23 protein-coding genes are annotated in these 22,748 nt (G+C 71.0%); 9 read left to right on the top strand and 14 right to left on the bottom strand.

The window, feature by feature from the left end:
* The first annotated feature begins 49 nt into the window (after positions 1–49).
* On the top strand, positions 50–1,201 hold the full coding sequence (locus AWQ68_RS08310; protein ID WP_066937208.1) for a fibronectin type-III domain-containing protein: 1,152 nt from the start codon (positions 50–52) through the stop codon (positions 1,199–1,201).
* Between the two features lie 148 nt (positions 1,202–1,349).
* Here the strand turns inward: AWQ68_RS08310 and AWQ68_RS08305 are convergent, their stop codons facing one another.
* Positions 1,350–2,051, bottom strand: coding sequence for a TetR/AcrR family transcriptional regulator (locus tag AWQ68_RS08305; protein WP_066937205.1), 702 nt, complete (start codon positions 2,049–2,051; stop codon positions 1,350–1,352).
* A gap of 77 nt (positions 2,052–2,128) precedes the next feature.
* Here AWQ68_RS08305 and AWQ68_RS08300 point away from each other — a divergent pair, with 77 nt between their 5' ends.
* Positions 2,129–3,613, top strand: a complete 1,485-nt coding sequence (locus tag AWQ68_RS08300; RefSeq protein ID WP_066937202.1) for an MFS transporter — start codon at positions 2,129–2,131, stop codon at positions 3,611–3,613.
* Positions 3,614–3,658: 45 nt separating this feature from the next.
* Here the strand turns inward: AWQ68_RS08300 and AWQ68_RS08295 are convergent, their stop codons facing one another.
* The 6 genes from AWQ68_RS08295 to AWQ68_RS08270 form a co-directional block, all read right to left on the bottom strand.
* The gene (locus tag AWQ68_RS08295) at positions 3,659–4,603 is read right to left on the bottom strand and encodes a diacylglycerol/lipid kinase family protein (protein ID WP_066937199.1); all 945 of its coding nucleotides are present in this window, start codon (positions 4,601–4,603) and stop codon (positions 3,659–3,661) included.
* 82 nt (positions 4,604–4,685) lie between these two features.
* Positions 4,686–5,540, bottom strand: coding sequence for a twin-arginine translocase subunit TatC (gene tatC / locus AWQ68_RS08290; RefSeq protein ID WP_066937196.1), 855 nt, complete (start codon positions 5,538–5,540; stop codon positions 4,686–4,688).
* A 28-nt stretch (positions 5,541–5,568) separates the two neighbouring features.
* Positions 5,569–5,913 carry a Sec-independent protein translocase subunit TatA gene (tatA, locus tag AWQ68_RS08285; protein WP_066937193.1) on the bottom strand — a complete coding sequence of 115 codons (345 nt, stop codon included), beginning with the start codon at positions 5,911–5,913 and terminating at the stop codon, positions 5,569–5,571.
* Positions 5,914–5,978: 65 nt separating this feature from the next.
* Positions 5,979–6,167, bottom strand: a complete 189-nt coding sequence (locus AWQ68_RS08280) for a hypothetical protein (RefSeq protein ID WP_066937190.1) — start codon at positions 6,165–6,167, stop codon at positions 5,979–5,981.
* A 54-nt stretch (positions 6,168–6,221) separates the two neighbouring features.
* Positions 6,222–7,175 carry a helix-turn-helix transcriptional regulator gene (locus tag AWQ68_RS08275; RefSeq protein ID WP_066937187.1) on the bottom strand — a complete coding sequence of 318 codons (954 nt, stop codon included), beginning with the start codon at positions 7,173–7,175 and terminating at the stop codon, positions 6,222–6,224.
* A gap of 85 nt (positions 7,176–7,260) precedes the next feature.
* A complete protein-coding gene (locus tag AWQ68_RS08270) occupies positions 7,261–8,202 on the bottom strand; it encodes a helix-turn-helix transcriptional regulator (protein WP_066937185.1) in 942 nt (313 codons plus the stop codon).
* 67 nt (positions 8,203–8,269) lie between these two features.
* Here AWQ68_RS08270 and AWQ68_RS08265 point away from each other — a divergent pair, with 67 nt between their 5' ends.
* Complete coding sequence (locus AWQ68_RS08265) at positions 8,270–9,376, top strand: DUF3866 family protein (RefSeq protein WP_066937182.1); 1,107 nt, start codon at positions 8,270–8,272, stop codon at positions 9,374–9,376.
* 60 nt (positions 9,377–9,436) lie between these two features.
* Here AWQ68_RS08265 and AWQ68_RS08260 read toward each other — a convergent pair whose 3' ends face one another.
* Together AWQ68_RS08260 and AWQ68_RS08255 are read right to left on the bottom strand one after the other, a co-directional pair.
* The gene (locus AWQ68_RS08260; protein ID WP_066937180.1) at positions 9,437–9,892 is read right to left on the bottom strand and encodes a DUF3291 domain-containing protein; all 456 of its coding nucleotides are present in this window, start codon (positions 9,890–9,892) and stop codon (positions 9,437–9,439) included.
* A gap of 33 nt (positions 9,893–9,925) precedes the next feature.
* Entirely contained in the window at positions 9,926–10,585 is a 660-nt protein-coding gene (locus tag AWQ68_RS08255; RefSeq protein ID WP_066937177.1) for a helix-turn-helix transcriptional regulator, read from the bottom strand.
* A 441-nt stretch (positions 10,586–11,026) separates the two neighbouring features.
* On the opposite strand from AWQ68_RS08255, the gene AWQ68_RS08250 reads away from it, so the two are divergent.
* On the top strand, positions 11,027–11,926 hold the full coding sequence (locus AWQ68_RS08250; protein ID WP_084463765.1) for a chitosanase: 900 nt from the start codon (positions 11,027–11,029) through the stop codon (positions 11,924–11,926).
* A gap of 91 nt (positions 11,927–12,017) precedes the next feature.
* Here AWQ68_RS08250 and AWQ68_RS08245 read toward each other — a convergent pair whose 3' ends face one another.
* The 5 genes from AWQ68_RS08245 to prcB all read right to left on the bottom strand — a co-directional run bounded on the left by AWQ68_RS08245 (position 12,018) and on the right by prcB (position 16,955).
* Positions 12,018–12,965 carry an FKBP-type peptidyl-prolyl cis-trans isomerase gene (locus AWQ68_RS08245; protein WP_084463764.1) on the bottom strand — a complete coding sequence of 316 codons (948 nt, stop codon included), beginning with the start codon at positions 12,963–12,965 and terminating at the stop codon, positions 12,018–12,020.
* A gap of 73 nt (positions 12,966–13,038) precedes the next feature.
* Complete coding sequence (gene pafA / locus AWQ68_RS08240) at positions 13,039–14,397, bottom strand: Pup--protein ligase (protein WP_066937173.1); 1,359 nt, start codon at positions 14,395–14,397, stop codon at positions 13,039–13,041.
* A 103-nt stretch (positions 14,398–14,500) separates the two neighbouring features.
* Positions 14,501–15,193 carry a hypothetical protein gene (locus tag AWQ68_RS08235; protein WP_066937170.1) on the bottom strand — a complete coding sequence of 231 codons (693 nt, stop codon included), beginning with the start codon at positions 15,191–15,193 and terminating at the stop codon, positions 14,501–14,503.
* A gap of 138 nt (positions 15,194–15,331) precedes the next feature.
* Complete coding sequence (prcA, locus tag AWQ68_RS08230; RefSeq protein WP_218006807.1) at positions 15,332–16,111, bottom strand: proteasome subunit alpha; 780 nt, start codon at positions 16,109–16,111, stop codon at positions 15,332–15,334.
* Between the two features lie 28 nt (positions 16,112–16,139).
* Positions 16,140–16,955, bottom strand: coding sequence for a proteasome subunit beta (gene prcB, locus AWQ68_RS08225; RefSeq protein WP_066937164.1), 816 nt, complete (start codon positions 16,953–16,955; stop codon positions 16,140–16,142).
* 222 nt (positions 16,956–17,177) lie between these two features.
* Here prcB and AWQ68_RS08220 point away from each other — a divergent pair, with 222 nt between their 5' ends.
* Genes AWQ68_RS08220 through AWQ68_RS08200 form a run of 5 tightly spaced genes read left to right on the top strand, consistent with a single transcriptional unit; the run spans position 17,178 to position 22,738 of the window.
* Positions 17,178–18,548 (top strand): extracellular solute-binding protein, encoded by a 1,371-nt coding sequence (locus tag AWQ68_RS08220; protein ID WP_066937161.1) that lies wholly within the window; start codon positions 17,178–17,180, stop codon positions 18,546–18,548.
* Positions 18,545–19,462 (top strand): carbohydrate ABC transporter permease, encoded by a 918-nt coding sequence (locus AWQ68_RS08215; RefSeq protein ID WP_066937159.1) that lies wholly within the window; start codon positions 18,545–18,547, stop codon positions 19,460–19,462. Before AWQ68_RS08220 ends, AWQ68_RS08215 begins: the two co-directional genes overlap by 4 nt.
* On the top strand, positions 19,459–20,442 hold the full coding sequence (locus tag AWQ68_RS08210; protein ID WP_245655803.1) for a carbohydrate ABC transporter permease: 984 nt from the start codon (positions 19,459–19,461) through the stop codon (positions 20,440–20,442). The genes AWQ68_RS08215 and AWQ68_RS08210 overlap by 4 nt, the downstream gene beginning before the upstream one ends.
* Positions 20,439–21,512: an ABC transporter ATP-binding protein gene (locus tag AWQ68_RS08205; RefSeq protein WP_066937155.1), complete on the top strand. Its 1,074-nt coding sequence runs from the start codon at positions 20,439–20,441 to the stop codon at positions 21,510–21,512. Before AWQ68_RS08210 ends, AWQ68_RS08205 begins: the two co-directional genes overlap by 4 nt.
* Entirely contained in the window at positions 21,509–22,738 is a 1,230-nt protein-coding gene (locus tag AWQ68_RS08200; protein ID WP_066937152.1) for a CehA/McbA family metallohydrolase, read from the top strand. Before AWQ68_RS08205 ends, AWQ68_RS08200 begins: the two co-directional genes overlap by 4 nt.
* Positions 22,739–22,748: the final 10 nt, after the last annotated feature.

Raw genomic sequence — 22,748 nt, 5'->3', positions numbered from 1 at the left:
CGGAGCGACTGCGGACAGTAATTGCCCGTACGACGAGTGGTGAAACGGAATGACCAAGGCGGTCGTCCGTTCGTCGAACTCCCCGACACCCACCGGGCCGAGAACGGGGTCGTCCTTCGCATGCCGGACCACGGCCTTCGACACCAAGAAGGCGGACGGCACCCCGAGCACGGACGTGTTCGCGCAGGGCGCCGGGCACGTCGCCCCGTCCCGGATGCTCGACCCCGGCCTCGTCTACGACGCCGGTCCCCGGGACTGGCTGGGCTACCTGGAGGGGCTCGGCATCCGCACGGGCAGCGGCGTTCCCGCCGTCGCCGCACGGGACCTGAACTATCCCTCCATCGCGATCGGCGAGCTCTTCGGCACCGCGACGATCACCCGCAGGGTCACGGCGGTCACCCCCGGCGTCTACCACGCGAAGGTCGAGCTGCCCGGCATGAAGGTGAAGGTCAGCCCGCCCACGCTGCAGTTCAAGCAGCCGGGTGAGACCAAGGAGTTCACGATCACCGCGGACATGCGCGACTCGGAGTCCGGCGTCACCGTCGCCGGCTCGCTCACCTGGACCGGGGCCGGCCACACCGTGCGCAGCCCGATCGTGGCGACGCCGCTGAGCGCCGTCGCACCCGCCCAGGTCCGCGGCACCGGCGCGTCGGGCTCCGTCTCGTTCGACGTGACGCCGGCGGCGAAGAAGTTCCCGGTCGCGGCGTACGGCATGGCGTCCGGAGCGCTGACCGCCGGTTCCGTGAACGAGACCGACATCTGGGGCAAGGACCTCCCGGTCGAGGTGCCGGCCGGCACGAAGGCCGTCCAGTTCACCGCACGCCCGGATAACCCGGACGCCCGGCTGAGCATGCTCGTCTCCCGCTTCCGTGGTGGCGCCTGGGACATCGAGTACATCTCCGACATCCAGACCGACGACGCGACCGTCACCGTCGCGAACCCCGAGCCCGGGACGTACCACCTGGTCGTCCTGACCCTGGAGGACCTGCCCGGGACCACCGAGACGCCGTTCACCGTCCAGGCGAACGTCGTCGGCGCGGGCAAGGGGATCGGCGAGCTGGCGCTGACCCCGAAGAACCCCAAGGTCACCCCGGGGACGCCGGTCACGCTCACGGCCACCTGGTCGGGGCTGTCCGGAGCCCGGCACACCGGATATGTCGAGTACTCGAACGGCACGGGAACGGTGGTCAGCGTCAACTGACCCCGGAATCGCCCGGCCCCGTCCGACGTGATCTGAGAGCGGGGCCGGGCCTGGAACAGCGGCGCGGGGCCGGACAATGGCGTCCGGCCCCGCGCCCGCGCGTTCCCATAGCTCGTACGCCGCGGGGCGCGCCCGGCGGACGCCCCCCTCAGCGGACGCCGTAGTCGCCGAGGCCGCGCTCCAGCAGGTCGAAGCCGCGCTCGGCGGCGGCCACCGCGTGCGGGTACGCCGCGTCGGCCGAGCCGTGGACGATGATCAACCTGAAGTTCTCCGACTGCAGCGCCCGCCACAGGCTCATGATCTGGCCGGCCGCCACCCGCGCCCGCAGGTCCACCGGGTCGCTCTCCCGGAGCTCGCGGACCGCCTCGGCGTCAACCTGCGCGCGGACGTCGTGCGAGCCGGGGCCCTGCCCATCGAGGGCCGCCGCCAGCAGGTGCTCGCCACGCAGCGAGAACAGGTAGAGGCGCGCGGCGAGGGCCGCCGACTCCTTCACCAGGTTGATCACCCGGAGGAGGGCCGGGTCGTCGTTGAGGCCGGTCTCCGGCGCGCGGGCGGCGAGCCGCTCCAGGAAGACCCGCCGGAAGGCGGCGACGACCGGCTCGCCGGGCGCCCGCTCGGCGGCGATGAGGGCCGGGTCGGCGAGGTGCTCCTCCATCGGGCCGAGGACGATGTCCTCCTTCGTCCGGAAGTAGTTGAACACCGTCATCTTCGAGATGCCGGCCCGCTCGGCGATCTCGGTGACCGACACGTCGTCGAACCCGCGCTCGCCGAACAGCTCCACGGCGGCGCGGAAGATCGCGTGCCGGGTCTGCCGCTTCTTGCGCTCGCGCAGCCCCATCGCCTCACCCATGACCAAACCCTACAGCGAGAATTTTAGACTCCGATCATTTCTTGACCAAATACAAACTTTGACTCAGTCTAAACATCATGACCGAGTCACAGAAGAAGCTGGCGGCCCTCGGCTGCCTCCTCACCCTGGTCCTGGCGATCCTGGACCAGAACATCGTGTCCACGGCGTCCGTGGCCATAGTCCGGGACCTCGACCCGGTCGGCGGGCTCGCCCGGCTGCCGTGGCTGATCACCGTGTACGCGCTGGCGGCGACCGCCGCCCTCCCCCTCTACGGCAAGCTGTGCGACGTCTACGGCGCCAAGCGGATCTATCTCGGGGCGGTCGCGCTGTTCCTCGCCGGTTCCGCGCTGTGCGGGCTGTCCCAGAACATGGGCGAGCTGATCGCGGCCCGCACCGTCCAGGGACTCGGCGGCGGCGGGCTGATGAGCGTCACGCTCATCGTGATCGCCCATCTGGCCCCCGCCGAGAAGCGGGCGAGCGCGGGCGGAATGGGTGGCCTGCTCGCGGGCCTCGGCATGGTCGTCGGCCCGCTGATCGGCGGCCTGTTCACCGACAACCTGAGCTGGCGCTGGATCTTCTACGTCAACCTGCCGATCGGCCTGTTCGTGCTCGCCGTCGGGGCGGCCACGCTGCGCCTTCCGGACCGGGGGCCGCGGCACAGGATCGACTACCCGGGCGCCGCCCTCGTCGCGGCCGCCGCGGTCGCCCTGCTGCTCGTCACCGAATGGGGCGGACGCGAGTACGCCTGGGGCTCACCCACGATCCTCGCGCTCTGCGCCGCCTTCGCGGTGCTGCTGGCCGCCTTCCTCATCCGGCAGTTCACCGCGCCCGAGCCCATCCTGCCGCCGAGACTGTTCCGCGACCCGACCCTGCGGATCGCGCTGCCCCTCCAGCTCCTGACGGGGTTCGGGATGATCGGCTCGATCGTCTACACCGTGATCTATCTCCAGGTGGTGCGGGGCGTCCCCGCCACCGGCTCCGGTCTGTACCTGCTCCCGATGGCGGCCGGCATAGCCGTCTCCGGCCTCGTCTCGGGCAGGTTCGTCTCCCGCGGGCACAGCACGAAGCCGTACCTGGTCGCCGGCCTGGCCCTCGCCGTGGCCGCCGCGGCGCTGCTGTCCACGCTCGGCACGGACACGTCGCGATGGATGCTCGGCCTGGACCTGTTCCTGCTCGGCGCCGGGTTCGGCCTCGTCATCGGCATCGTGATCATGATCGCGCAGAACGCCGTGCCCGTGTCGCTGCTCGGGGTGGCCACCACCTCGGTCCGCTTCGCCCAGACGCTCGGCTCGGCGCTCGGCACCTCGGTCTTCGGAGTCGTCCTCACCCGGGTGGTCGCCGGCGAGCTGCCCGGTTTTGACGGTCTCGCCCGGATCGGCTCGCTACCCGACGGCGTACGGCACCGCGCCCTCGAGGCGGTGACCTCCGGTGTCGACACCGTGTTCCTGTGCTCCGCGGGCGTCCTGCTCGGCGCGCTGGTCCTGGCGGCCCTGCTGAAGGTCGGCAGGAGCGAGCCGTCGGAGGGCGCCGAGGGCGCGCCCCAGCCGGTCACGACCGGCTGACGGTCACGGGAGCGGGGCCGCCCGGCGAACGGCCCACGACCGCTCTCAGGCGGGTACGAGGACGCGCAGCGCACCCGGCGCCACCGCGCAGCTCACGGGGACGGGACCCACCCGCTCCCCGTCGGCATAGGCGACCACGTCGGCCCCGGGCCCGGCCGCCTCCAGCGTGACGCGGGCCGCCCTCCGGATGGTCACCGCCGGATGCCCCACGTGACCGCCCCGGTAGACCTTCGGGAACGTACGGAGGAACTCCCCCTTGGGCACCGCCCCCAGGACGAGCACGTCGAGCAGGCCGTCGTCCGGCCGGGCGTCCGGGCAGACCCGCATTCCGGCGCCGTATGAGCGGGTGTTGGCCACGGCCACCAGCATCGCCTCCCGCTCGATGACCTCGGTCTCCTCCGAGCCGTCGTCGAAGCCGAGTGTGATCCGGAACGGGATCGGGGTGAAGGAACGCAGTTCCTGGGCGAGCGCCACGAGGTACTTGGCCATCCCCGGGGGCCACGCGATGCCGTTGGCGCGCTCATTCACCCGGGAGTCGAAGCCGCAGGCGACGACGCCGGCGAACCATCGTGGGTCCTCGCCGCCCAGGCCGCCGACGCGGGCCGCGTCCACCGGCCGGACCGCCGTGCCGTCGCCTCCCGCCGCCCGGGCCACGACGGCGGCCGCGGCCAGCGGATCGCGGGGGATGCCCAGCGCGGACGCGATGTCGTTGCCCGTCCCGGCCGGGACGATGCCGAGGGGGACGTCCGTGCCCGCCACGGCCTGCACCGCGAGATGCACCAACCCGTCGCCGCCGAGCGCGACCAGCGCGTCCGGTCCCTGCGCGACCGCCGCGCGCGCCCTGGCGAGGGCGTCCTCGGCGGACGCGCCGACGATCACGCGGACGTCGCGTCCGCCCTCACGCAGCCGCCGTACAACGGGAGCGACCACCCGGCGGGCCCTGCCGCCGCGGGCGGTGGGGTTCACCAGAACGACGAGATCACCGGACACACCCGGAACCTATCGGGACGAATCCCCTCAGTCGAGCCCCCGAGCGATCTCCTCGGAGCGGGCCGGACCCGTGCCCGGCCGGCTACCAGTCGTCGGAGGCGGCGGTCGTTCCCTCGAGTTCCTCTTCGAGCGCCTTCTCCCGGGCGGCCTCCTCCGCGTCACGCTTGCGGTCGCGGAGGTACATGACGCCCTCGGCGGCGAAGAACAGCAGCACCATGGGGATCGCGAGCGCCAGCATCGTGAACGGGTCCTGGCTCGGCGTGGCCACCGCGGCGAACACGAAGAGCAGGAAGACGACCATCCGCTGGTGCTTGGCGACCGTCTTGAACCTCAGCACCCCGAGGACGTTCAAAAACACCATCAGCAGCGGCATCAGGAACGAGATCCCGAAGATGACGAGCATCATCACCAGGAACCCGAGGTAGTCCCCCACGTCGATCAGCGCGATGGCGTTGTCGGGCACGAAGCCGAGCAGCAGCGCGAGGCCCTTGTCGAGGGTGAAGTACGCCAGGGTGGCGCCCGCCCCGAACAGCGGGATGGCCAGGCCCAGGAAGGCCAGCGAGTAACGCCGCTCGTTCTGGTAGAGGCCCGGGGTCACGAACGACCAGATCTGGTAGAGCCAGATCGGGGCGCTCACGATCACACCGAAGATCGCCGCGACCTTGAGGTTGATGAAGAAACCGTCCAGCACGCCGTGCACGACCAGCGAGCACTCGGTGCCGCCGCTGATCTTGTACGCCGCCGGGAGCCGACAGTACGGCCCCGTCATGAAGGTCCAGATGGGGTCGAAGAAAACGAACCCGATGATCGTGCCGGCGATCACGGCGAGGATCATCTTGATCAGGCGGTTGCGGAGCTCACGGACGTGCTCCATGAGGGTCATGCGACCGTCGTCGCCGACGGGGGCAGCCGTACTCGACCGCTTCAGCAGCGCCATCTGGGGTTCCTTACCGCGGGGAGGGAGCTCAGCTCGACGACTGGTCCTTCTGCGCCTGCGAGAGCGGCGTGCCGTTGACCGTGGGCTCGCCGGCGGCGGCCTTCAGGCGCCGGTTCTCCTCCTCCAGCGCCCGGAGCCGGTCCTCGACCGGGGATGCGGCGGTCACCTGCTGCGGCGCCGTGACGGTCTCGGCCTGCGCCTTGACGACGGCGGGCTCGGCCGAGTCTTCGTCGCGCAGCTTCGCGGTCTCCTTCTTGAAGAGCCGCAGGGACTGGCCCAGCGCCTTCGCCGTGTCGGGCAGCCGCTTGGCGCCGAACAGGAGCAGGACGACCACGGCAATGATGATCAGCTCAGTGGGGCCCAAGTTGGCCATAACGCATCCTTAGCAAACGCAGGGAGTACCTCAAGCCCGATGGTACGCGGTGTGGTGGGCAGTCTTCACCCATGCCCGTCCCGGTTGCTCCCTATCCGCACCCGAAATTCACCGGAGTGTCGCTCCAGCCGCTCACGCGTCAGGTCGAGTTCACGGCTCAGACCGCGGGCCGCGACGAGCACCCGGGCCGCGAGGACGCCGAGAACGGCGAGGCCCAAGACGGCGAGGCCGACCGCGGTGGAGATCCAGATCATGATGCGCAATCGTACCGACGCCGTGTCGCGGTCGCGGCCCGAGGTCGCGGCCGTTCAGGCCACGTGCTCGTAGTTGGCCAGGGCCTGCCGGGCGGCGTCGGCGACCTGCTCGGCCAGCGACGGGGGCGCGACCACCGTGCCGTTCTCGCCCAACCGGAGCGCGAGCCGTACGAGCCAGGACTGGTCACGCACCCGGAGGGTGACCCGCAGGCGGCCCTCGCCCAGCTCGGCGACCTCCTCGCAGGGGTAGTACTCCGCGACCCAGCGCCCCATGGGGGTGACTTCCAGCTCCACCAGCTCGTCGCTTTCGGAGGGCCGGAACACGCCCTCGGCGACGTCCATCGGCTCAGCCTCGGCCGGAGGGTCGGCGGGCACGTCGAGGACCTCGACCTCGACGATCCGGTCGACACGGAACATCCGCATGGCCTCGGCCCGGTAGCACCAGCCCTCGAGGTAGTGCCGCCCGTCCACGAGCACGACCCGGATCGGGTCCACCTCGCGGGGAGTGATCTCGTCCCTGCCGGGCACGTAGTAGCGCAGCGAGAGCCGCCTGCGGCGCCGCGTCGCGTCCGTGATGGCCGCGTGCGCGCCCGGCGCCGCGCCGATCTCGACCTGGACCTGGGCGCTGACCGTGGCCGCGCCCTCGCCCGCCGCGCTCTCCAGCTTCGCGATCACGCGGCCGAGCACGTCCATGTCCTTGAACTCGGGCAGCTCGCCGAGCATCCGCAGCGCCACGAGCAGGGCGCTCGCCTCGTCCACGCCGAGCTTGAGCGGCCGGGCGATCGTGTCGGCGTTGTCGATGATGATCTCGCCGCCGTCCCAGGAGACGTCGATCAGGTCGCCGGGGGTGTGGCCGGGGAGCCCGCACATCCACACGAGCTGGAGGTCGTCGATGAGCTGCTTCTCCGACAGGCCGAACAGCTCGGCCACCTCGGGCACCTCCGCGCCCGGGTGCGACATCAGGTACGGCACCAGCGCGAGCAGGCGCGGCAGCCGGTCGGAGCTCATCGCTCGATCCCCCTTCGTACGGCGCGGCGGTGCTGGAGCGGGGCGGCGATCAACGGGGACGGCCGCCGGAGCGCGGGGCCGGCGGTCACTGGAGCGCGCCCTTCAGCCGGCGGATCACGGCCTCGCGCGCGTCCGGCGGGTCGACGACGACGGCGTCGGAGCCGAGGCTGGCGATCCAGCCGGCCAGCCACTCGGCGTCGGAGAAGGTCAGCTCCGCCTCGTCCCAGCCGTCCGAGCCGGGCCGTAGCTCCTGCGCCGCGCGGCGCAGCCCGAGGCAGGTGCCCCGGCGGACCCGGATGAGGGCGGTCCGCTCGACGCCCATCTCCTGGTATCCGACCATGGCGCGCAGGTCCACGCCCTCCGGCACGGTCACGCTGCCGGGCCTGCCGATCGGGGTGACCGCGCCGACGATGCGGCTGAGCCGGAACACCCGGGACGCGCCACGGTCGCGGTCGTGGCCGACGACGTACCATCGGCCGCGCCTGCTCACCACGCCCCACGGCTCGACGGTGCGGGTCAGCACCGACTCGCCCGCCGCCCGCCGGTAGCCGAAGGTCACCGCGCGGCGGTCCCTGACCGCCTCCCACAGCGGGGGGAAGGCCGGGTCGCGGGTGTCCACCCGGAGTTCGAGTGGGCTCGGGGAGAGGTCGGCGCGCACGCCGCCCGCCCTCAGCTTGAGCAGGGCGCCACTGGCCGCCTCGGCGAGGCTGGCCCGCTGCCAGACCTGGGCGGCGAGCCCGATGATCGCCGCCTCGTCGTGCTCCAGCGTGATCTCGGGCAGCTCGTACGCCTCACGGACGATCCGATAGCCGGGATCGTCGTCCCAGGGGTCCTTGTGGACCTCGATGGGGATGCCGATCTCGCGCAGCTCGTTCTTGTCGCGCTCGAACATGCGCTGGAACGCCTCGTCGTTGTCCGGGTCGTACCCGGGGACGGCCTGCCTGATCTGCTCGGCGCTCAGCGGCCGATGGGTCGCGAGCAGGCAGATCACAAGATTGAGCAGGCGCTCGGTCTTCCGCCGTGACATCGTGCCTCCCCTCCGGCCTCGTTCGGACGCGCCCCGTCTTTCCGTGCTGAACGCTACCCTTTGCGACGTGATCAGATGGCGCAAGGGCGAGGTGCTCCGGGTCCGGCGGGAATGGCCGGGGGCCATGGAGCTGGACGTCACCGTCCCGGAGGGAGAGTGCCGGGCGCTGGCCTATCCCCCGCTGGTCGGTCGTCCTGAGCCCGGCGACACGGTGCTGCTGAACACGACCGCGCTCGCCATGGGCCTCGGTACGGGAGGTTACGCCATGGTGGTCGCGGTTCCGGACCGTTTGCCACAAGATCCTTCGGGACCGGGCCATCTGGTCAAGGCGCGGTACACCCCGCTGCAGGCGACGGTCCTCGGCGCGGACGAGCAGGACTCGCCCCACCACTCGGTCCTCAGGGACGCCGACTCGATCGACGGGATGCCCGTGATCGTCGCGGACCTGCACTCGGCCCTGCCCGCCGTCCTGTGCGGCCTGTTCGACGCGACCCACTCCGCCGCGGGGGACGGCGATCTCCCCTGGCCGGGGCCGCACCCCCGCGTCGCGTACGTGATGCCGGACGGCGGGGCGCTCCCCGCCTGGTTCTCCATGTCGGCCGCCCGTCTGCGGGAGCTGGACTGGCTGTGCGGCGTGGTCACGACGGGCCAGGCGTTCGGCGGCGACGTGGAGGCGGTGACCCTGCACACGGGCCTGCTCGCGGCCCGGCACGTCCTGGGCGCGGACGTCGCGGTCGTCGCGCAGGGGCCGGGCAACCTCGGCACCGGCACGCGCTGGGGCTTCTCCGGCGTCTCGGCGGGCGAGGCCGTCAACGCGGCGGCCGCCCTGGGCGGGCGTCCGGTGGCCGCGCTCCGGGTGAGCGAGGGCGACCTGCGCGAACGCCACCAGGGTGTGTCGCACCACTCGCTCACCGCGTACGGGCGGGTCGCGCTCACCCGGGCGCAGGTCGTGGTCCCGGAGCTGCCGGGCGAGTTCGGCCGGCGGGTGACGGAGCAGGCCGAGGCCCTCGCCGTACGGCACGAGCTGGTCCGGGTGCCCGTGGACGGCCTGTACGAGGCGCTGCGGCGCAGTCCGGTCCGGCTGTCCACGATGGGCCGGGGGCTCGACGAGGACCTCGCCGGTTTCCTGGCCTCGGCGGCGGCCGGCCGCCACGCCGCCTCCCTCCTCGCCTGACGATCCGCGCGGCGAGGACCACGCGGCCTCAGACTGTTCCGCCGGAGCCGTGGCGCACGGTCAGGAGGCTGCCAAGGCGCCGTCGGGCTCGTAGAACTCCTTGAACGTGAACGCCTCCGGGCCCGGCCCCTCGGCGCGCAGCAGCTCCAGCCGCGCCATCCCCTCCTCCAGTGACGGGATGTGGCCCTCGGGGATCCACCACATCACCGTGTACGGCACGGCCACCCGGTGGAACCACTCGCGGCGGCGCTTCAGCACGGGAAGGTGCGGGCTGCGGTAGACGAAGTCCCACAACGTCTCGCGCGACTCCCACACCGAGAAGTTGATCAGCAGGTCGTCCCCGTAGTCGTGCTTGACGGTGTCGGTCGGCTGGCCACCGCCCTTGAGCCGCCAGACGAAGCCGGGCGCGACGTCGGAGATGGCGTGGACGGGTTCGAGGTTGGCGACGAAGTCGGCGAGCTGGGGGCTATCGAGGGGCGCGAGCAGATGCGCGACGTTCAGCTGGGCGAGATGCATGCCGCCCAGCCTTCCGCCCCCACGGCTTCTATGTCAACTCTCATTGTTTTTAGAAAACGAGACGCAACACTCCCCCGGACGCGGGTCCAGCTCCGCCACCCCTTCGGGCACGCCGAGCCCCGCGAGCAGGCCCTGGCACAGCGCCAGGTTCATCGAGCACACCAGTAGCGGATGCCGTTCGGCCGACATCCGGAACGGGCAGTTGCGCAGCCGGATCCGGCCGCCTTCCTCGTACGGCTCGTAGCCGCGCTGGGCGAGCAGGGCGGCCACGCCGCCCTCCTTGTCCGCCGGGGACGCGACGCGCGCCAGCCGTTCACCCGCCCGCCGGGCGACCCGCTCGGCCTCCTCCTCGGCCCCGAGGAGATCGACGACCTCGGCCATCATCAGCGCGAGGGCGCGGTAGTCGCGCGGAGGCAGACTCACCAGCCGCTCCGCCCCGGCCCGCCGGTAGACCTTGGCCGGACGGCCGCTTCCCGGCCCCGTCCGGTCACCGAGCCGCCGGAAGTCCGTTTCGAGCAGGCCGACGTCGGCCAGCTTGTCGAGGTGAAAGGCCGCGAGAGTGCGCTGGATCCCGAGGGCCTCGGCCGCCTCGTTCCTGCCGACCTCACGCCCGCGCTCGGCCACGAAGCGGTACAGCTTCCGCCGGAGAGGGTCGCTCAGCACGCCCACGGCGTCGAGTTCGTCGCTTTCCACAGCCGGAGTCTAGGTGGACCGCCCGGCTGACGGCTCCGGCCTACCCGTGCGCACGCCGGCGAAGGGCGCGCCCACGCTGCACGCCCGCGCGGCGGCCTCCCGAGGGCCCTACCGACGGCGTCCCCGGAGCCCTCCCCGGCAAGCGGCCCGGTCGGGCCGCACCCCGACCGCGCACCCCGACCTCGCACCCCCACCGCGCACCCCCACCGCGCACCCCGACCGCGCACCCCGACCGCGCACCACGGGCGCCGAGAGCGGGCTTCCTGAGAACGGGCTCCCGGGGAGCGACGTTGACAGCGAAGATCGATCCTGCTCTCATTGGGAAACCTTCTTAACTAAGGTCCTTCTGTCAGGATATCTGCGGATCTTTCCCCTCACCTCGGCCGCCCTCGCTCCCCCGATCCGCCCGGCAGCGAGCGGCGGGAAACGGAGACGACCCCCATGCCTCACCCCGCCGTCAGGCGAACCGCCTTCCTGCTCGCGGCGACCGCCGTCGCCGTCGCCACGGCCCAGCTCCCCGCGCGGCATCCGGTACGGGCCGAACTCGCGACCGGGCAGAACCCGGCCGCGGAGACTCGGTCGGTGGGCGTCGCGCTGACCGGCGCGCAGGCCGCCGCCGACGGCCGTCACACCGACCTCACCGACCCGCACAAGAAGGAGATCGCCATGCGGCTGGTCTCCAGCGCGGAGAACTCCTCCCTCAACTGGAAGGCGCAGTACAAGTACATCGAGGACATCGACGACGACCGCGGTTACACGGCGGGGATCATCGGGTTCTGCTCGGGCACCGGCGACATGCTCGACCTGGTCGAGCTCTACACCCGGCGCAAGCCGCGGAACGTGCTCGCCCGGTACCTCCCTGCCCTGCGCAAGGTCAACGGCACCGACTCGCACAGGGGGCTCGGCCGCGCCTTCGAACGCGCCTGGCGCAGGGCCGCCAAGGACAAGGAGTTCCGGCGCGCGCAGAACGACGAGCGCGACCGGGTCTACTTCACGCCCGCCGTACGGCAGGCGAAGCAGGACGGGCTCCGCGCGCTCGGCCAGTTCGCCTACTACGACGCCATCGTGATGCACGGCGGAGGGGACGACGCGGCGAGCTTCGGCGCGATCCGGCGGAACGCCATGAAGAAGGCCAGGACGCCGGCGCAGGGAGGCGACGAGGTCGCCTACCTCGACGCCTTCCTCGACGCGCGCACGGCCGCGATGAAGACCGAGGAGGCGCACAGCGACACGAGCCGGGTGGACACCGCGCAGCGGGTCTTCCTCAGAGCGGGCAACCTCGACCTCGACCCGCCGCTCAAGTGGAAGGTGTACGGCGACCGCTATTCGATCAAGAGGTGATCGGGCCCGGGGACCCCGGGCATGCGAGAGCGGCGCGCCGGAGACGGATCCCGTCCCCGGCGCGCCGCCGTTTCACGACGCGGTCGCGGGCTCAGGCGGCCCCGAGGACGTCCACGACGAACACCAGGGTGTCGGTGCCCTTGATGCCACCCTGGGGGTTGCCCTCCTTGCCGTAGCCGAGCTCCGGCGGGATGGTGATCAGCACGCGGCTACCGACCGGGACGCCGGTGAGGCCCTGGGACCAGCCCTTCACAACCTGGTTGAGGGCGAACGTCGACGGCTCGCCGCGCTCCCAGCTCGAGTCGAACTGCTTGTCGGTGCCCCAGATCTTGCCGGTGTAGTGCGCGAGGACCGTCTGGTCGGCGGTGACCTTGGGCCCCTTGCCCTCGATCACCGTCTTGACGACCAGGCCCTTCGGAGGCTTGGCGTCCGTCTTGGTGGTCAGCGTGGGAGCCTTGTCGTCGCCCGGGTTGACGATCTTGACACCGTTGACGCCCGGGTCGGTCGCGGCCCCCTGAGCCGCCTTCGGCGCCCTCGCCAGGACGTCCACCACTAGGACCTGCGAGCTGGTGGTGAAGTCGGTGCCCTGCTGCTTCGCGTTGGTGACCTGATCCTCGGTGAGGTTGTCCTTCGCGATCACCGCGAGGACCCGCCCGCCCGGCTTGGCCCCCTCCAGCGCCTGGTACAACGCCTTGGGCAGCTGCTGGCTCACTGTGACGAACTCGGACTTGCCCTGGTCGTAGTCGGAGCCGGGAGACTTGTTCTCCTTGCCGTCCCAGTTGAAGACGGTGACCTTGGCGGTGAGCACGTCACCTTCCTTGGCCGGGTCGCCTGACCCCTCAATGATCTTCTGGGAGGAGGAGGTCAGGCTCGGCTTCCCGGCCGGAAAGGTCAAGGTCGGCTTCTGGTCGGCCTGGCCCGTCACCTTGATCCCCGAAGCCGCCGCCGGACTCGCGCTCGAGTCGCTCTTCTGGGCGGTTCCGCAGGCTGCGGCGAATATCAAGGGCAGAGCGGCGAGTACTGCCGTACGGCGGCGCATGTGGATTTCCTCAGACAGACAGCTAGGTTCGGGTAACCCTACCCGACCCCGCTGTCCGTCCGAGGTAAAGAGATCACATCCCGGCGATCAGCTTATCGACCCTTTCGTCAACGCTGCGGAAAGGATCCTTGCAGAGCACCGTCCGCTGAGCCTGGTCGTTGAGCTTCAGATGCACCCAGTCGACCGTGAAGTCGCGGCGCTTCTCCTGGGCCTTGCGGATGAACTCACCGCGCAGCTTTGCCCGCGTGGTCTGCGGCGGAACCGATTTCGCCTCGAAGATCCGGACGTCCGAGGCGACCCGCTCGACCGAGCCGCGGCGCTGCAGGAGGTAGTACAGCCCCCGCTTCCGATGCACGTCGTGGTACGCCAGATCGAGCTGGGCGACCCTCGGCGACGACAGCGGCAGGTCGTACTTCCGTCTGTAACGTTCAATGAGTTGGTACTTGGTGACCCAGTCGATCTCGCGCGAGACGAGGTCGAGATCGCCGGTCTCGACCGCGCGGAGCGTGCGCTCCCACAGTTCCAGGACCCGCTTGCTCGTCTCGTCGCCGCCCCGGCGGTCGACGAAGTCCTTCGCCTTGAGGAGGTACTCCTCCTGGATCTCCAGCGAGGAGGCCTCGCGGCCGTTCGCGAGCCGGACCCGGCGGCGCCCGGTCATGTCGTGAGACACCTCGCGGATCGCCCGGATCGGGTTCTCCAGCGACAGGTCCCGCATCACGACGCCGGCCTCGATCATGCGCAGCACCAGGTCGGTGGCGCCGACCTTGAGCAGCATCGTGGTCTCGCTCATGTTCGAGTCGCCGACGATGACGTGCAGGCGCCGGAACCGCTCGGCGTCGGCGTGCGGCTCGTCCCTCGTGTTGATGATCGGCCGGGATCGGGTGGTCGCGGACGACACGCCCTCCCAGATGTGCTCCGCCCGCTGCGACACGCAGTAGACCGCACCGCGCGGCGTCTGCAGCACCTTGCCCGCCCCGCAGATGATCTGCCGGGTGACGAGGTACGGGATCAGCACGTCGGCCAGCCGGCCGAACTCGCCGTGCCGCCCGACGAGGTAGTTCTCGTGGCAGCCGTAGGAGTTGCCGGCGGAGTCGGTGTTGTTCTTGAAGAGGTAGATGTCCCCCGCGATCCCCTCCTCCCGGAGCCGCTTCTCGGCGTCCAGGAGGAGTCCTTCGAGGATGCGCTCCCCCGCCTTGTCGTGGGTGACCAGCTCCACGACGTTGTCGCACTCAGGGGTGGCGTATTCAGGATGGCTGCCCACGTCGAGATACAGGCGTGCGCCGTTGCGGAGGAAGACGTTGCTCGATCGGCCCCAGGACACCACTCGCCGGAACAGGTACCGCGCGACCTCGTCCGGCGACAGCCTCCGCTGCCCACGGAACGTGCAGGTGACGCCGTACTCGTTCTCCAGCCCGAAGATGCGACGATCCATCACATCACCCTATTCCCCGAAGACGACAAGCGGATAGGGATCGGTCACAGGTGTGTCGACGTACGGCTACCGCGGGCGTGCGCGTGGCGGTAGCCGTACCCGATCACGGCGCGTAGATCTCGACGACCTTCGCGATCTGATGGTTCTTCACCGTTACCAGAGCGTACAGGCCGCCCTTGACCGCCCGTGAGATGAGAGTGTCACGGGAGCAGCTCTGGGTGCCGACGTACTGGTTGTTGATCGTCTGGTCCTTGCCGTCGCAGCCGATGGCGCTCAGGAAGACCGCGTTCTTGGCGACCGGCGCGGCGAAGGCCATCACGTTGCCCTCCGGCGGCCCCTCGAACCGGCCCTGGCCGGTGCTCGGGTCCTTGACGAACTTGATCGGCACGTACTCGGCCACGTTCGCGTCCTGCATGGTCCGCAGTTCGGCGCGGATGACGCCGTCCCGGCTGGGGCTGATGCCCTTGGTGAAGTCGTGGCCGGGGTCGGCCTGGAACTGCTCGCCGAAGACCGGCGGGGTCTTGTCCGTGATCGGCGGCCAGTCGTCGTCGGCCGGGTCGTCGAAGACACCGCCCGCGGCGGACTCGGACGCCGACGGCGACGCGTCCGGGGTCGCCTCGGAGGACGGCTCCTCGGACGGGGAGGGGGGCGCCGTCACCGTCACCGTGGCGGTGGGGGCGGCGTCGGCGCCGGACCCCGAGCAGGCGGCCAGTGAAAGGGCGGAGACGGCGATGGCGACGGGGACACCCACCCGCCGGAACGCACCGAACGTCGTAAAGTCCGTGAATATCGTCATAACCGCATGAGACTAGCGAACCCTGGGTCGGGTTCGTCCGCGACTCGTGATCTTCGCCACGGACGCGCCGCGGTTAGCGGCGGACGCGGAAAGCCGCGCCCCCTGAGGGGCGCGGCGGGGGGACGGATGACGTCGGGGCTACTCGCCGGAGCCGGTGTCGATCTCGCCCTCGGGGCCGATCGGCGGGGTCTCGGGGGCGGGAGCCGGGGACGGCTCGGCGGGCGGCGTGGGGCGCGTGGTCTCGTCGAGCAGTCGCTGCAGGCGGGGGCCGGTCAGCCGGAGGAACTTGCGGTGCTCGCGGTTGCGGTCGAGCACGGCCACTTCGAGCTGGGCCGAGGCCGGGCGCTCGCCTCCAGGCTCGGTGAGCGCGAACAGCGCGGCCTCGAGCGCCTGGGCGAGCGGCAGGCCCTCCCGGTAGCGCTCCTTCAGCCGGCCGCTGACCGCCTCGGCCTGGCCGCCGATGACGGCCATGCCCTGCTCGTCGAAGACCGAGCCGTCGAAGGTGAGCCGGTAGATCTGGTCGCGTTCCGGCTCCTCGCCGACCTCGGCGACCACGATCTCCACCTCCAGCGACTTGATCGACTCAGTGAAGATCATGCCGAGCTGCTGGGCGTACAGGTTGGCCAGCCCGCGGCCGGTCACGTCGCTGCGGTTGTAGGTGTAACCGTTGATGTCGGCGTAGCGGATGCCGGCCAGGCGGAGCGACTCGAACTCGTTGTACCGCCCGACGGCCGCGAACCCGATGCGGTCGTAGATCTCGCTGATCTTGTGCAACGCCTTGGACGGGTTGGGCGCCACGAACAGGATGCCGTCGGCATACTGCATGACGACCACGCTGCGGCCTCGCGCGATGCCCTTCCGCGCGTATTCCGCGCGGTCCCGCATGATCTGCTCGGGTGAGGCATATCCAAAGGGCATGGACACCGGTGGTGATCCTCTCTTCGACTTATCGCAGCGGGGCGGTCGGGCCGTCGGGGTCGGTCATCCTGCCGTCGATCATTCGCTGGACGTACTCCGCGATCTCGTCGTCGGACAGGCGACGGAAGCCGTCCGCGGTGATCACGGCGACCACGGGCCAGATCTTCCGCGTCACGTCCGGCCCGCCGGTGGCCGAGTCGTCGTCGGCGGCGTCGTAGAGCGCCTGCAGGCAGGTGAGCACGACATCCTCGGGGGAGGAGTTCTCCCGGTACAGCTTCTTCATCGAGCCGCGCGCGAAGATCGACCCGGAGCCGATCGAGTGGTACTGCCGCTGCTCGTACGGCCCGCCGCCCACGTCGTATCCGAAGATGCGCCCGGCGTCGCGGTCGGGATCGTACGCGGCGAAGAGCGGGACGACCACGAGGCCCTGCATCGCCATGGCGAGGTTGCCGCGGATCATGGTGGCCAGGCGGTTGGCCTTGCCCTCGGTGGAGAGCGAGCGGCCCTCCATCTTCTCGTAGTGTTCGAGCTCGACGCGGTAGAGCCGGGCCAGCTCGATGCCGGTGCTCGCGGTGCCGGCGATGCCGACGCACGAGTAGTCGTCGGTGCGGAAGACCTTCTCGATGTCCCGCTGGGAGATGATGTTCCCGGAGGTGGCGCGCCGGTCACCGGCCATCACCACACCTCCGGCGCAGGTGGCGGCGACGATGGTGGTGGCGTGCGGGATCTGGTCCTCCACCGGAGCGGCCAGCGCCTGCGCGCGGGTCGGCAGCAGGTCCGGTGCGTACGCGCCGAGAAACTCGGTGAACGACGGCGACCCCGTGTTCGTGAAGAGGTTGTTCATCCAGGCCTGCTGAGATGCCACGCGACTCCCTCCAAGCGTGCGTTGTTACGAACCGACCCTACTCATGTCGCGGCGCTGGTTGCACTCTTCCCGATCAGCTAAGGGCGAACCACCCCAACGCGGAAGCCCTTACCGGACAGGCCGACTCGTTCTTTACCGTCACGTCATCACGTGCGACTGTCGATTTGTCTGTACGTCCTAACCTCGATGAGGAGGTCGTCCATGAGACCTGCGTTCGCGGTGCTGGCGGGAGCCGTACTGGTTGTGGCGGGGTGCGGGACCGGTGGCGGGTCCGGTGGCTCCGGCGATGAGATCACGCTCGTCATCACGGCGAACGCCATCTCCGGCGGCAAGAACTCCGAATCCGCCGAATGGACCGAGAAGTGGGTGATCCCCCGATTCGAGGCCGCGCAGAAGGCCAAGGGCCGTAACGTCCGGGTGCGCTTCCAGCCGAGCGGCGTCGCCGACGAGCAGTACAAGACGAAGATCGCGCTGGACCTCAAGTCGCACGCGGGCGCGGACGTGATCGACCTGGACGGCATCTGGGTCGGTGAGTTCGCCCAGGCCGGCTACGTGAAGCCGCTCGCCGAGGTGGCCGGGCCCGAGGTCGACGCCTGGGAGGGGTGGTCGCGCATCCCGCCGGCCGTACAGGGACTCGGCGTCTTCGACGGGAAGCGGTACGCGCTGCCGCAGGGCACCGACGGACGGGTCCTCTTCTACAACAAGAAGCTGTTCGCCGCGGCCGGCCTGCCCTCCGACTGGCGGCCCAAGAGCTGGCAGGAGATCCTCGACGCGGGCGCGGCGCTTAAGAAAGCGGGGGTGCCCGTGCCGATCCAGATCGATGCGGGCACGGCGATGGGCGAGGCCACGACCATGCAGGGGGTGCTGCCGCTGCTCGCGGGAGCCGGGGCCGAGATCTACGCCGACGGCAAGTGGACGGGCGCCACCCAGGCGTTGAAGGACGTGCTGGGCTTCTACCGGCAGATCTACACGACCGGGCTCGGCGATCCGAAGCTGCAGCAGGAGGCGCAGGGCCGGGACAAGTCGTTCGCCCGTTTCGCCGAGGGCAAGGTCGGCATCCTCGCGGAGGGCGACTACTTCTGGCGTTCGGTGATCGAGCCCAAGACCGGGGTCGCGCCGATGGCCGCCCGCGACGCCGACGTCGGATACGCGCTGATCCCGGCGGAGCGCCCCGGCGTGGGCATCCGCGGGCAGGACGCGGTCAGCATGTCGGGCGGCGCCGTACGCGTGGTGAACCCGTTCTCGAAGAATCCGAAGCCGGCGTGGGAACTGCTGTCGTTCATGCACTCGGCCGAGGCGACGACGGCGCAGCTCGCGGGCGCGGTCCGGATCACCTCGCGCACGGACGTGAACGACAAGGTGCTGAGCGTCGACCCGATGCTGAAGTTCGTCTCGGACGAGGTGCTGCCGATCACCGCGTACCGGCCGCCGCTGGCCGTCTATCCGCAGGTCTCGGTCGCTCTGCAGGAAGCCACCGCCGAGGTGGTGTCCGGCCGGTCGGTCGAGGAGGCGGCCGCCGCCTACCAGCGCAAACTCGAATCCATCGTCGGCGCCTCCAACGTCTCCCGATGAGCCGCCTCAAGGGCGCCCCGAGCCCGCCGAGCGCGGCGAGGCCGGTAGGCACCGCGGGGTTCGTGCTGCCGGCTCTGGTGTTGATCGGGGTCTTCCTGGTCTTCCCCGCGTTGTGGACCATCTATCTGGGGCTGACGGACTACCGGCTCACGGGGCTGGAGGCGGCCGACCCGCGGGTGGTCGGGCTGGACAACTACACCGCGGCGCTGGGTGACGAGCGGTTCCGCGGGTCGCTGTGGCTGACGGTGCAGTTCGTGCTGGGGTCGGCGGTGATCGGGCAGGCGGTGCTGGGGTTCGCGATCGCCTGGGTGCTGCGGGACCGCCGGGGGCCGGTGAAGCGGGTCACGGAGGGGCTGGTGCTCCTGGCGTGGATCCTGCCGTCGTCGGTCGTGGCGTTCCTGTGGATCGCGCTGCTGGACCGCGACGAGGGGACGCTGAACGCGCTGCTGCACACGCCGGGGGCCGCGTGGCTGCTCGACCACCCGATGCCGTCGATCATCGTCTTCAACGTGTGGCGGGGGACGGCGTTCTCGATGATGTTGTACGGCGCGGCGCTCTCGAACGTCCCGCCTTCCCTTCTGGAGACGGCCCGGCTGGCGGGGGCGTCCACGCTCCAGCAGCTCAGGGATGTGGTGTTGCCGCATATCAAGGGGCACGTGCTGACGAACCTGCTGCTGATCAGCCTGTGGACGTTCAACGACTTCTCGACTTTCCAGATCACGGCCGGCGGCCCCGACGGGCGGTCGGAGATCCTGCCGGTCTACATCTACAACGTGGCCCTGAGCGGCGGGCGGCTCGGCTTCGGGGCGGCGATCTCGTTCCTCGTCCTGCTCGTCAACCTGGTCTTCGCCGTGGCCTACCTGCGGCTGCTCCGTTCCCGCCGCACCGACGCCACCCCGAAGGCGGCCCCATGAGCGAGCACAGCAAGCCCGAGCGAAGCCAGGCGAACAGACACCGCGAGGGGCGCGGCGGGGAAGTAACCGACGAGCGAGCGGAGAGCGAGGGACGAGCGACTCCGAGTGAGGAGGGCACGAGCCGCCTGAAGGGGCGCCCCGAGCCCGCCGAGCGCAGCGAGGCAATCAGACACGCGGTGGCGGTAATCGGGCGGGCGACGTTCCTGGCCGCGGTGTTGGGGTTCTTCGCGTTGCCGTTGTTGTGGCTGGCGACGGCCCCGTTCGACGCGCGGCCGGGGATCACAGTGTCGGTTCCGGAGTTCACGCTGCGGAACTTCCAGGCGTTGCTCGACAATCCGTACGCGCTGACCTCGCTGCGGAACTCGCTGATCCAGGCCGGGGGAAGCGCGGTGCTGGTCGTGACGCTCGCGGCGCTGGCGGCGTACGCGCTGTCGCGGGCGCGGGTCCCGGGCCGGGACGCCCTGCTGTACGTGCTGTTGCTGCTGTCGTCGGTGGTGACGGGCACGGCGGCGATGGTGCCGCTGTTCGAGCTGGCCACCAGGCTTGGCCTGATCGACACGCATCTGGGCGTGGTGCTGACGCTGTCCGGCGGCCTGCTGCCCGCGGCGATCTTCATCATGAAGGACTTCATGGACGGCACGCCGACCTCGTACGAGGAGTCCGCGCGGGTGTTCGGCGCGTCGTCCGGGCAGATCCTGCGGCACGTCGTGATCCCGCTGGTGCGGCCGGGCCTGGCGACGATCGCGGTGTGGGCGGTGGCCAACGTGTGGGGCAGCTTCCTGCAGCCGTTCATCCTGCTCCGCGATCCGGACAAGGCGCCGGGGGCGGTCATCCTCTACACGCTCTACACCGAGGGCGGCGCGCCGCGGCTCGATCTGATCTCCACGTTCTCATTGCTCTACTCGCTGCCGGTGGTGGTCATGTACGTGTTCGTCAGTCGCAGGTACGGCTTCCGCTTCCACGGAGGGATCAAGAGTTGATCGCGTTGCGCGGGCTGACCAAGGAGTTTCCCGGCGGGGTGCGGGCGCTCGACGGGCTGGACCTGGAGATCGCCGACGGCGAGTTCTTCGCGCTGCTCGGCCCGTCCGGGTGCGGGAAGACGACGCTGCTGCGGACGATCGCCGGCCTGGAAACTCCCACATCCGGAAATATCTGGATCGGCGGGACCGAGGTGACGTCCGTCCCGCCGGGCAAGCGGGACGTCGCCATGGTGTTCCAGGACTACGCGCTGTTCCCCCACATGGACGTCACGGCCAACATCGCCTATCCCCTCCGGATCAGGAAGGTCCCCCGGTCCCGGCGCGAGGCCAGGGCGGCCGAGACCGCCTCCCGGCTCAGCCTCTCGGAGCTGCTCTCCCGCCGCCCCGGCCAGCTGTCCGGCGGCCAACAGCAGCGGGTGGCCCTGGCCCGGGCCGTCGCCTGCCACCCGAGGGCGTTCCTCTTCGACGAGCCGCTGTCCAACCTCGACGCCCGGCTCCGCCTGGAGGCGCGCACCTTCCTCAAGCGGCTCCAGCGCGAGCTCGCGGTGACCACGGTCTTCGTCACGCACGACCAGGGCGAGGCGCTGGCGCTCGCCGACCGGATCGCCGTCATGTCGGCGGGCCGTTTCACCCAGGTCGGCACGCCGACCGAGGTCTTCCAGCGGCCGGCGAACACGTTCACGGCCGCGTTCATCGGCTCGACCCCGATGAACCTGCTGCCCGGCACGGCGGGGGACGGCGCCCTGCGCGTGGCCGGGGCCGTCCTCCCCTTGCCCGGCGGCGTCCCGGACGGCCCGATCGTGTACGGCGTGCGCCCGGAATACATGGATTTGTCGCCCACGCCGCGAGCGGACGCGTTCGCGGGGAAGGTAGCGGTCGTGGAGAACCTCGGCACGGCGCATCTCGTCACCCTCGAATCCCGAGAACACCTGATCCAGGCCGTCGTCCCGGAGGGCGCGGAGCCGTCCGCGGGCACGGCCGCGTGGGCGGTCCCCCGGCCCGGCCGCGGGCTCGTCTACCGCGACGACCGGCTGGTGTCCCCCTCACCCGCGAACGGTGAGAACCGATGACGGCGATCAAGGGCGTGTGGACGCTCGACGACCGGATCCGCGGCGCGGTGCATGAGGTGCCGGTCGAGCTACCCCCGGGCACCGCCGCCGTGACCGTGCGGCTCTCCTACGACCGATCCGCGGGGACGCTGGACCTCGGCTGTTCCGGGCCGGGCGGCTTCCGGGGCTGGTCGGGCGGCGCGCGTTCGGAGTTCACCATCGGACCGGTGTGGGCCACGCCCGGATATCTGCCCGGCGAGATCGAGCCGGGCGTGTGGTCGGTCCTCCTCGGGCTCTACCGGGTCCCGGCGGAGGGCCTGCCGTACGAGATCAGGGTGATCGCGCACCGCCGCCCTCCCGCGGTGCCGCGTGATCATCCGGCCGCCGGCGTCCGGGTGCCGCGCGTCCAGCACCGGGAGCCGGCGGCCTCCCGTCGCGGGCTTCCCGGGCTGGAGGGGCTCCGCTGGCTCGCCGGCGACCTGCACGCGCACACGACCCACTCCGACGGCTCGCTCGGCGTCCACGAGCTGGCCTGCCTCGCCGCGGACCGCGGCCTGGACTTCCTCGGCGTCACCGACCACAACACCGTCAGCCACCACGCCGAGCTGGCCGCCGCCTCGGCGCTGGCCGGGCTCCTTCTCGTCCCCGGACAGGAGGTGACCACCGATCTCGGACACGCCAACGCGTACGGCGACATCGGCTGGGTGGACTTCCGTGCCGACCCGGACGAGTGGGCGAAGATCGTGCGTGAGCGGGGCGGCGTCCTGTCGGTCAACCACCCGGTGGCGGTCGACTGCGCGTGGCGGCATTCGATGGCCGCGGAACGGCCGAGGGTGGCCGAGCTGTGGCACTGGAGCTGGTGGGACCGCACCTGGGGCGCGCCGCTCGCCTGGGGCCAGGCGTGGGCGGAGGATCTCGTGGTGGTCGGGGGCGGCGACTTCCACCGGCCGGAGGAGGGGCATCCGCCCGGAGCGCCGACGACCTGGGTGCTCGCGGACCCGGCGGCGGGAGCCGAGGGGATCGTCACCGCCGTGGCGGAGGGCCGCACCGCCGTCTCCGCCGCGCCGGACGGCCCGCTGCTGCTGCGCCACGGCGACGAGTTTCTCGCGATCGACGCCGACGGCCTGGTCCTGTGGGGCCCCGAGACGCGCGCCGTGGTCCGGGGGGAGCGGGCCACGTTCCCGGCGAGCCCCGGTACGCACCGGCTGGAGACCCCGGCGAACGAGGTCATGGCCCTGTGCACCTGACACCCGCCCC

Source organism: Microtetraspora fusca (genome assembly GCF_001570365.1).
GTDB classification, from domain to species: Bacteria; Actinomycetota; Actinomycetes; order Streptosporangiales; family Streptosporangiaceae; genus Microtetraspora; species Microtetraspora fusca.
Note: the sequence above shows the minus strand (reverse complement) of the source record. Positions and strands in the feature narration are given on the sequence as shown.

Coding starts and splice junctions, on each gene's coding strand:
- AWQ68_RS08310 (WP_066937208.1), top strand. CDS start 50: ATGACCAAGGCGGTCGTCCGTTCGTCGAACTCCCCGACACCCACCGGG.
- AWQ68_RS08305 (WP_066937205.1), bottom strand. CDS start 2,051: ATGGGTGAGGCGATGGGGCTGCGCGAGCGCAAGAAGCGGCAGACCCGG.
- AWQ68_RS08300 (WP_066937202.1), top strand. CDS start 2,129: ATGACCGAGTCACAGAAGAAGCTGGCGGCCCTCGGCTGCCTCCTCACC.
- tatC (WP_066937196.1), bottom strand. CDS start 5,540: ATGGCGCTGCTGAAGCGGTCGAGTACGGCTGCCCCCGTCGGCGACGAC.
- tatA (WP_066937193.1), bottom strand. CDS start 5,913: ATGGCCAACTTGGGCCCCACTGAGCTGATCATCATTGCCGTGGTCGTC.
- AWQ68_RS08280 (WP_066937190.1), bottom strand. CDS start 6,167: ATGATCTGGATCTCCACCGCGGTCGGCCTCGCCGTCTTGGGCCTCGCC.
- AWQ68_RS08275 (WP_066937187.1), bottom strand. CDS start 7,175: ATGAGCTCCGACCGGCTGCCGCGCCTGCTCGCGCTGGTGCCGTACCTG.
- AWQ68_RS08270 (WP_066937185.1), bottom strand. CDS start 8,202: ATGTCACGGCGGAAGACCGAGCGCCTGCTCAATCTTGTGATCTGCCTG.
- AWQ68_RS08260 (WP_066937180.1), bottom strand. CDS start 9,892: ATGCATCTCGCCCAGCTGAACGTCGCGCATCTGCTCGCGCCCCTCGAT.
- AWQ68_RS08250 (WP_084463765.1), top strand. CDS start 11,027: ATGCCTCACCCCGCCGTCAGGCGAACCGCCTTCCTGCTCGCGGCGACC.
- AWQ68_RS08245 (WP_084463764.1), bottom strand. CDS start 12,965: ATGCGCCGCCGTACGGCAGTACTCGCCGCTCTGCCCTTGATATTCGCC.
- pafA (WP_066937173.1), bottom strand. CDS start 14,397: ATGGATCGTCGCATCTTCGGGCTGGAGAACGAGTACGGCGTCACCTGC.
- AWQ68_RS08235 (WP_066937170.1), bottom strand. CDS start 15,193: ATGACGATATTCACGGACTTTACGACGTTCGGTGCGTTCCGGCGGGTG.
- prcA (WP_218006807.1), bottom strand. CDS start 16,111: ATGCCCTTTGGATATGCCTCACCCGAGCAGATCATGCGGGACCGCGCG.
- prcB (WP_066937164.1), bottom strand. CDS start 16,955: ATGAACAACCTCTTCACGAACACGGGGTCGCCGTCGTTCACCGAGTTT.
- AWQ68_RS08220 (WP_066937161.1), top strand. CDS start 17,178: ATGAGACCTGCGTTCGCGGTGCTGGCGGGAGCCGTACTGGTTGTGGCG.
- AWQ68_RS08215 (WP_066937159.1), top strand. CDS start 18,545: ATGAGCCGCCTCAAGGGCGCCCCGAGCCCGCCGAGCGCGGCGAGGCCG.
- AWQ68_RS08210 (WP_245655803.1), top strand. CDS start 19,459: ATGAGCGAGCACAGCAAGCCCGAGCGAAGCCAGGCGAACAGACACCGC.
- AWQ68_RS08200 (WP_066937152.1), top strand. CDS start 21,509: ATGACGGCGATCAAGGGCGTGTGGACGCTCGACGACCGGATCCGCGGC.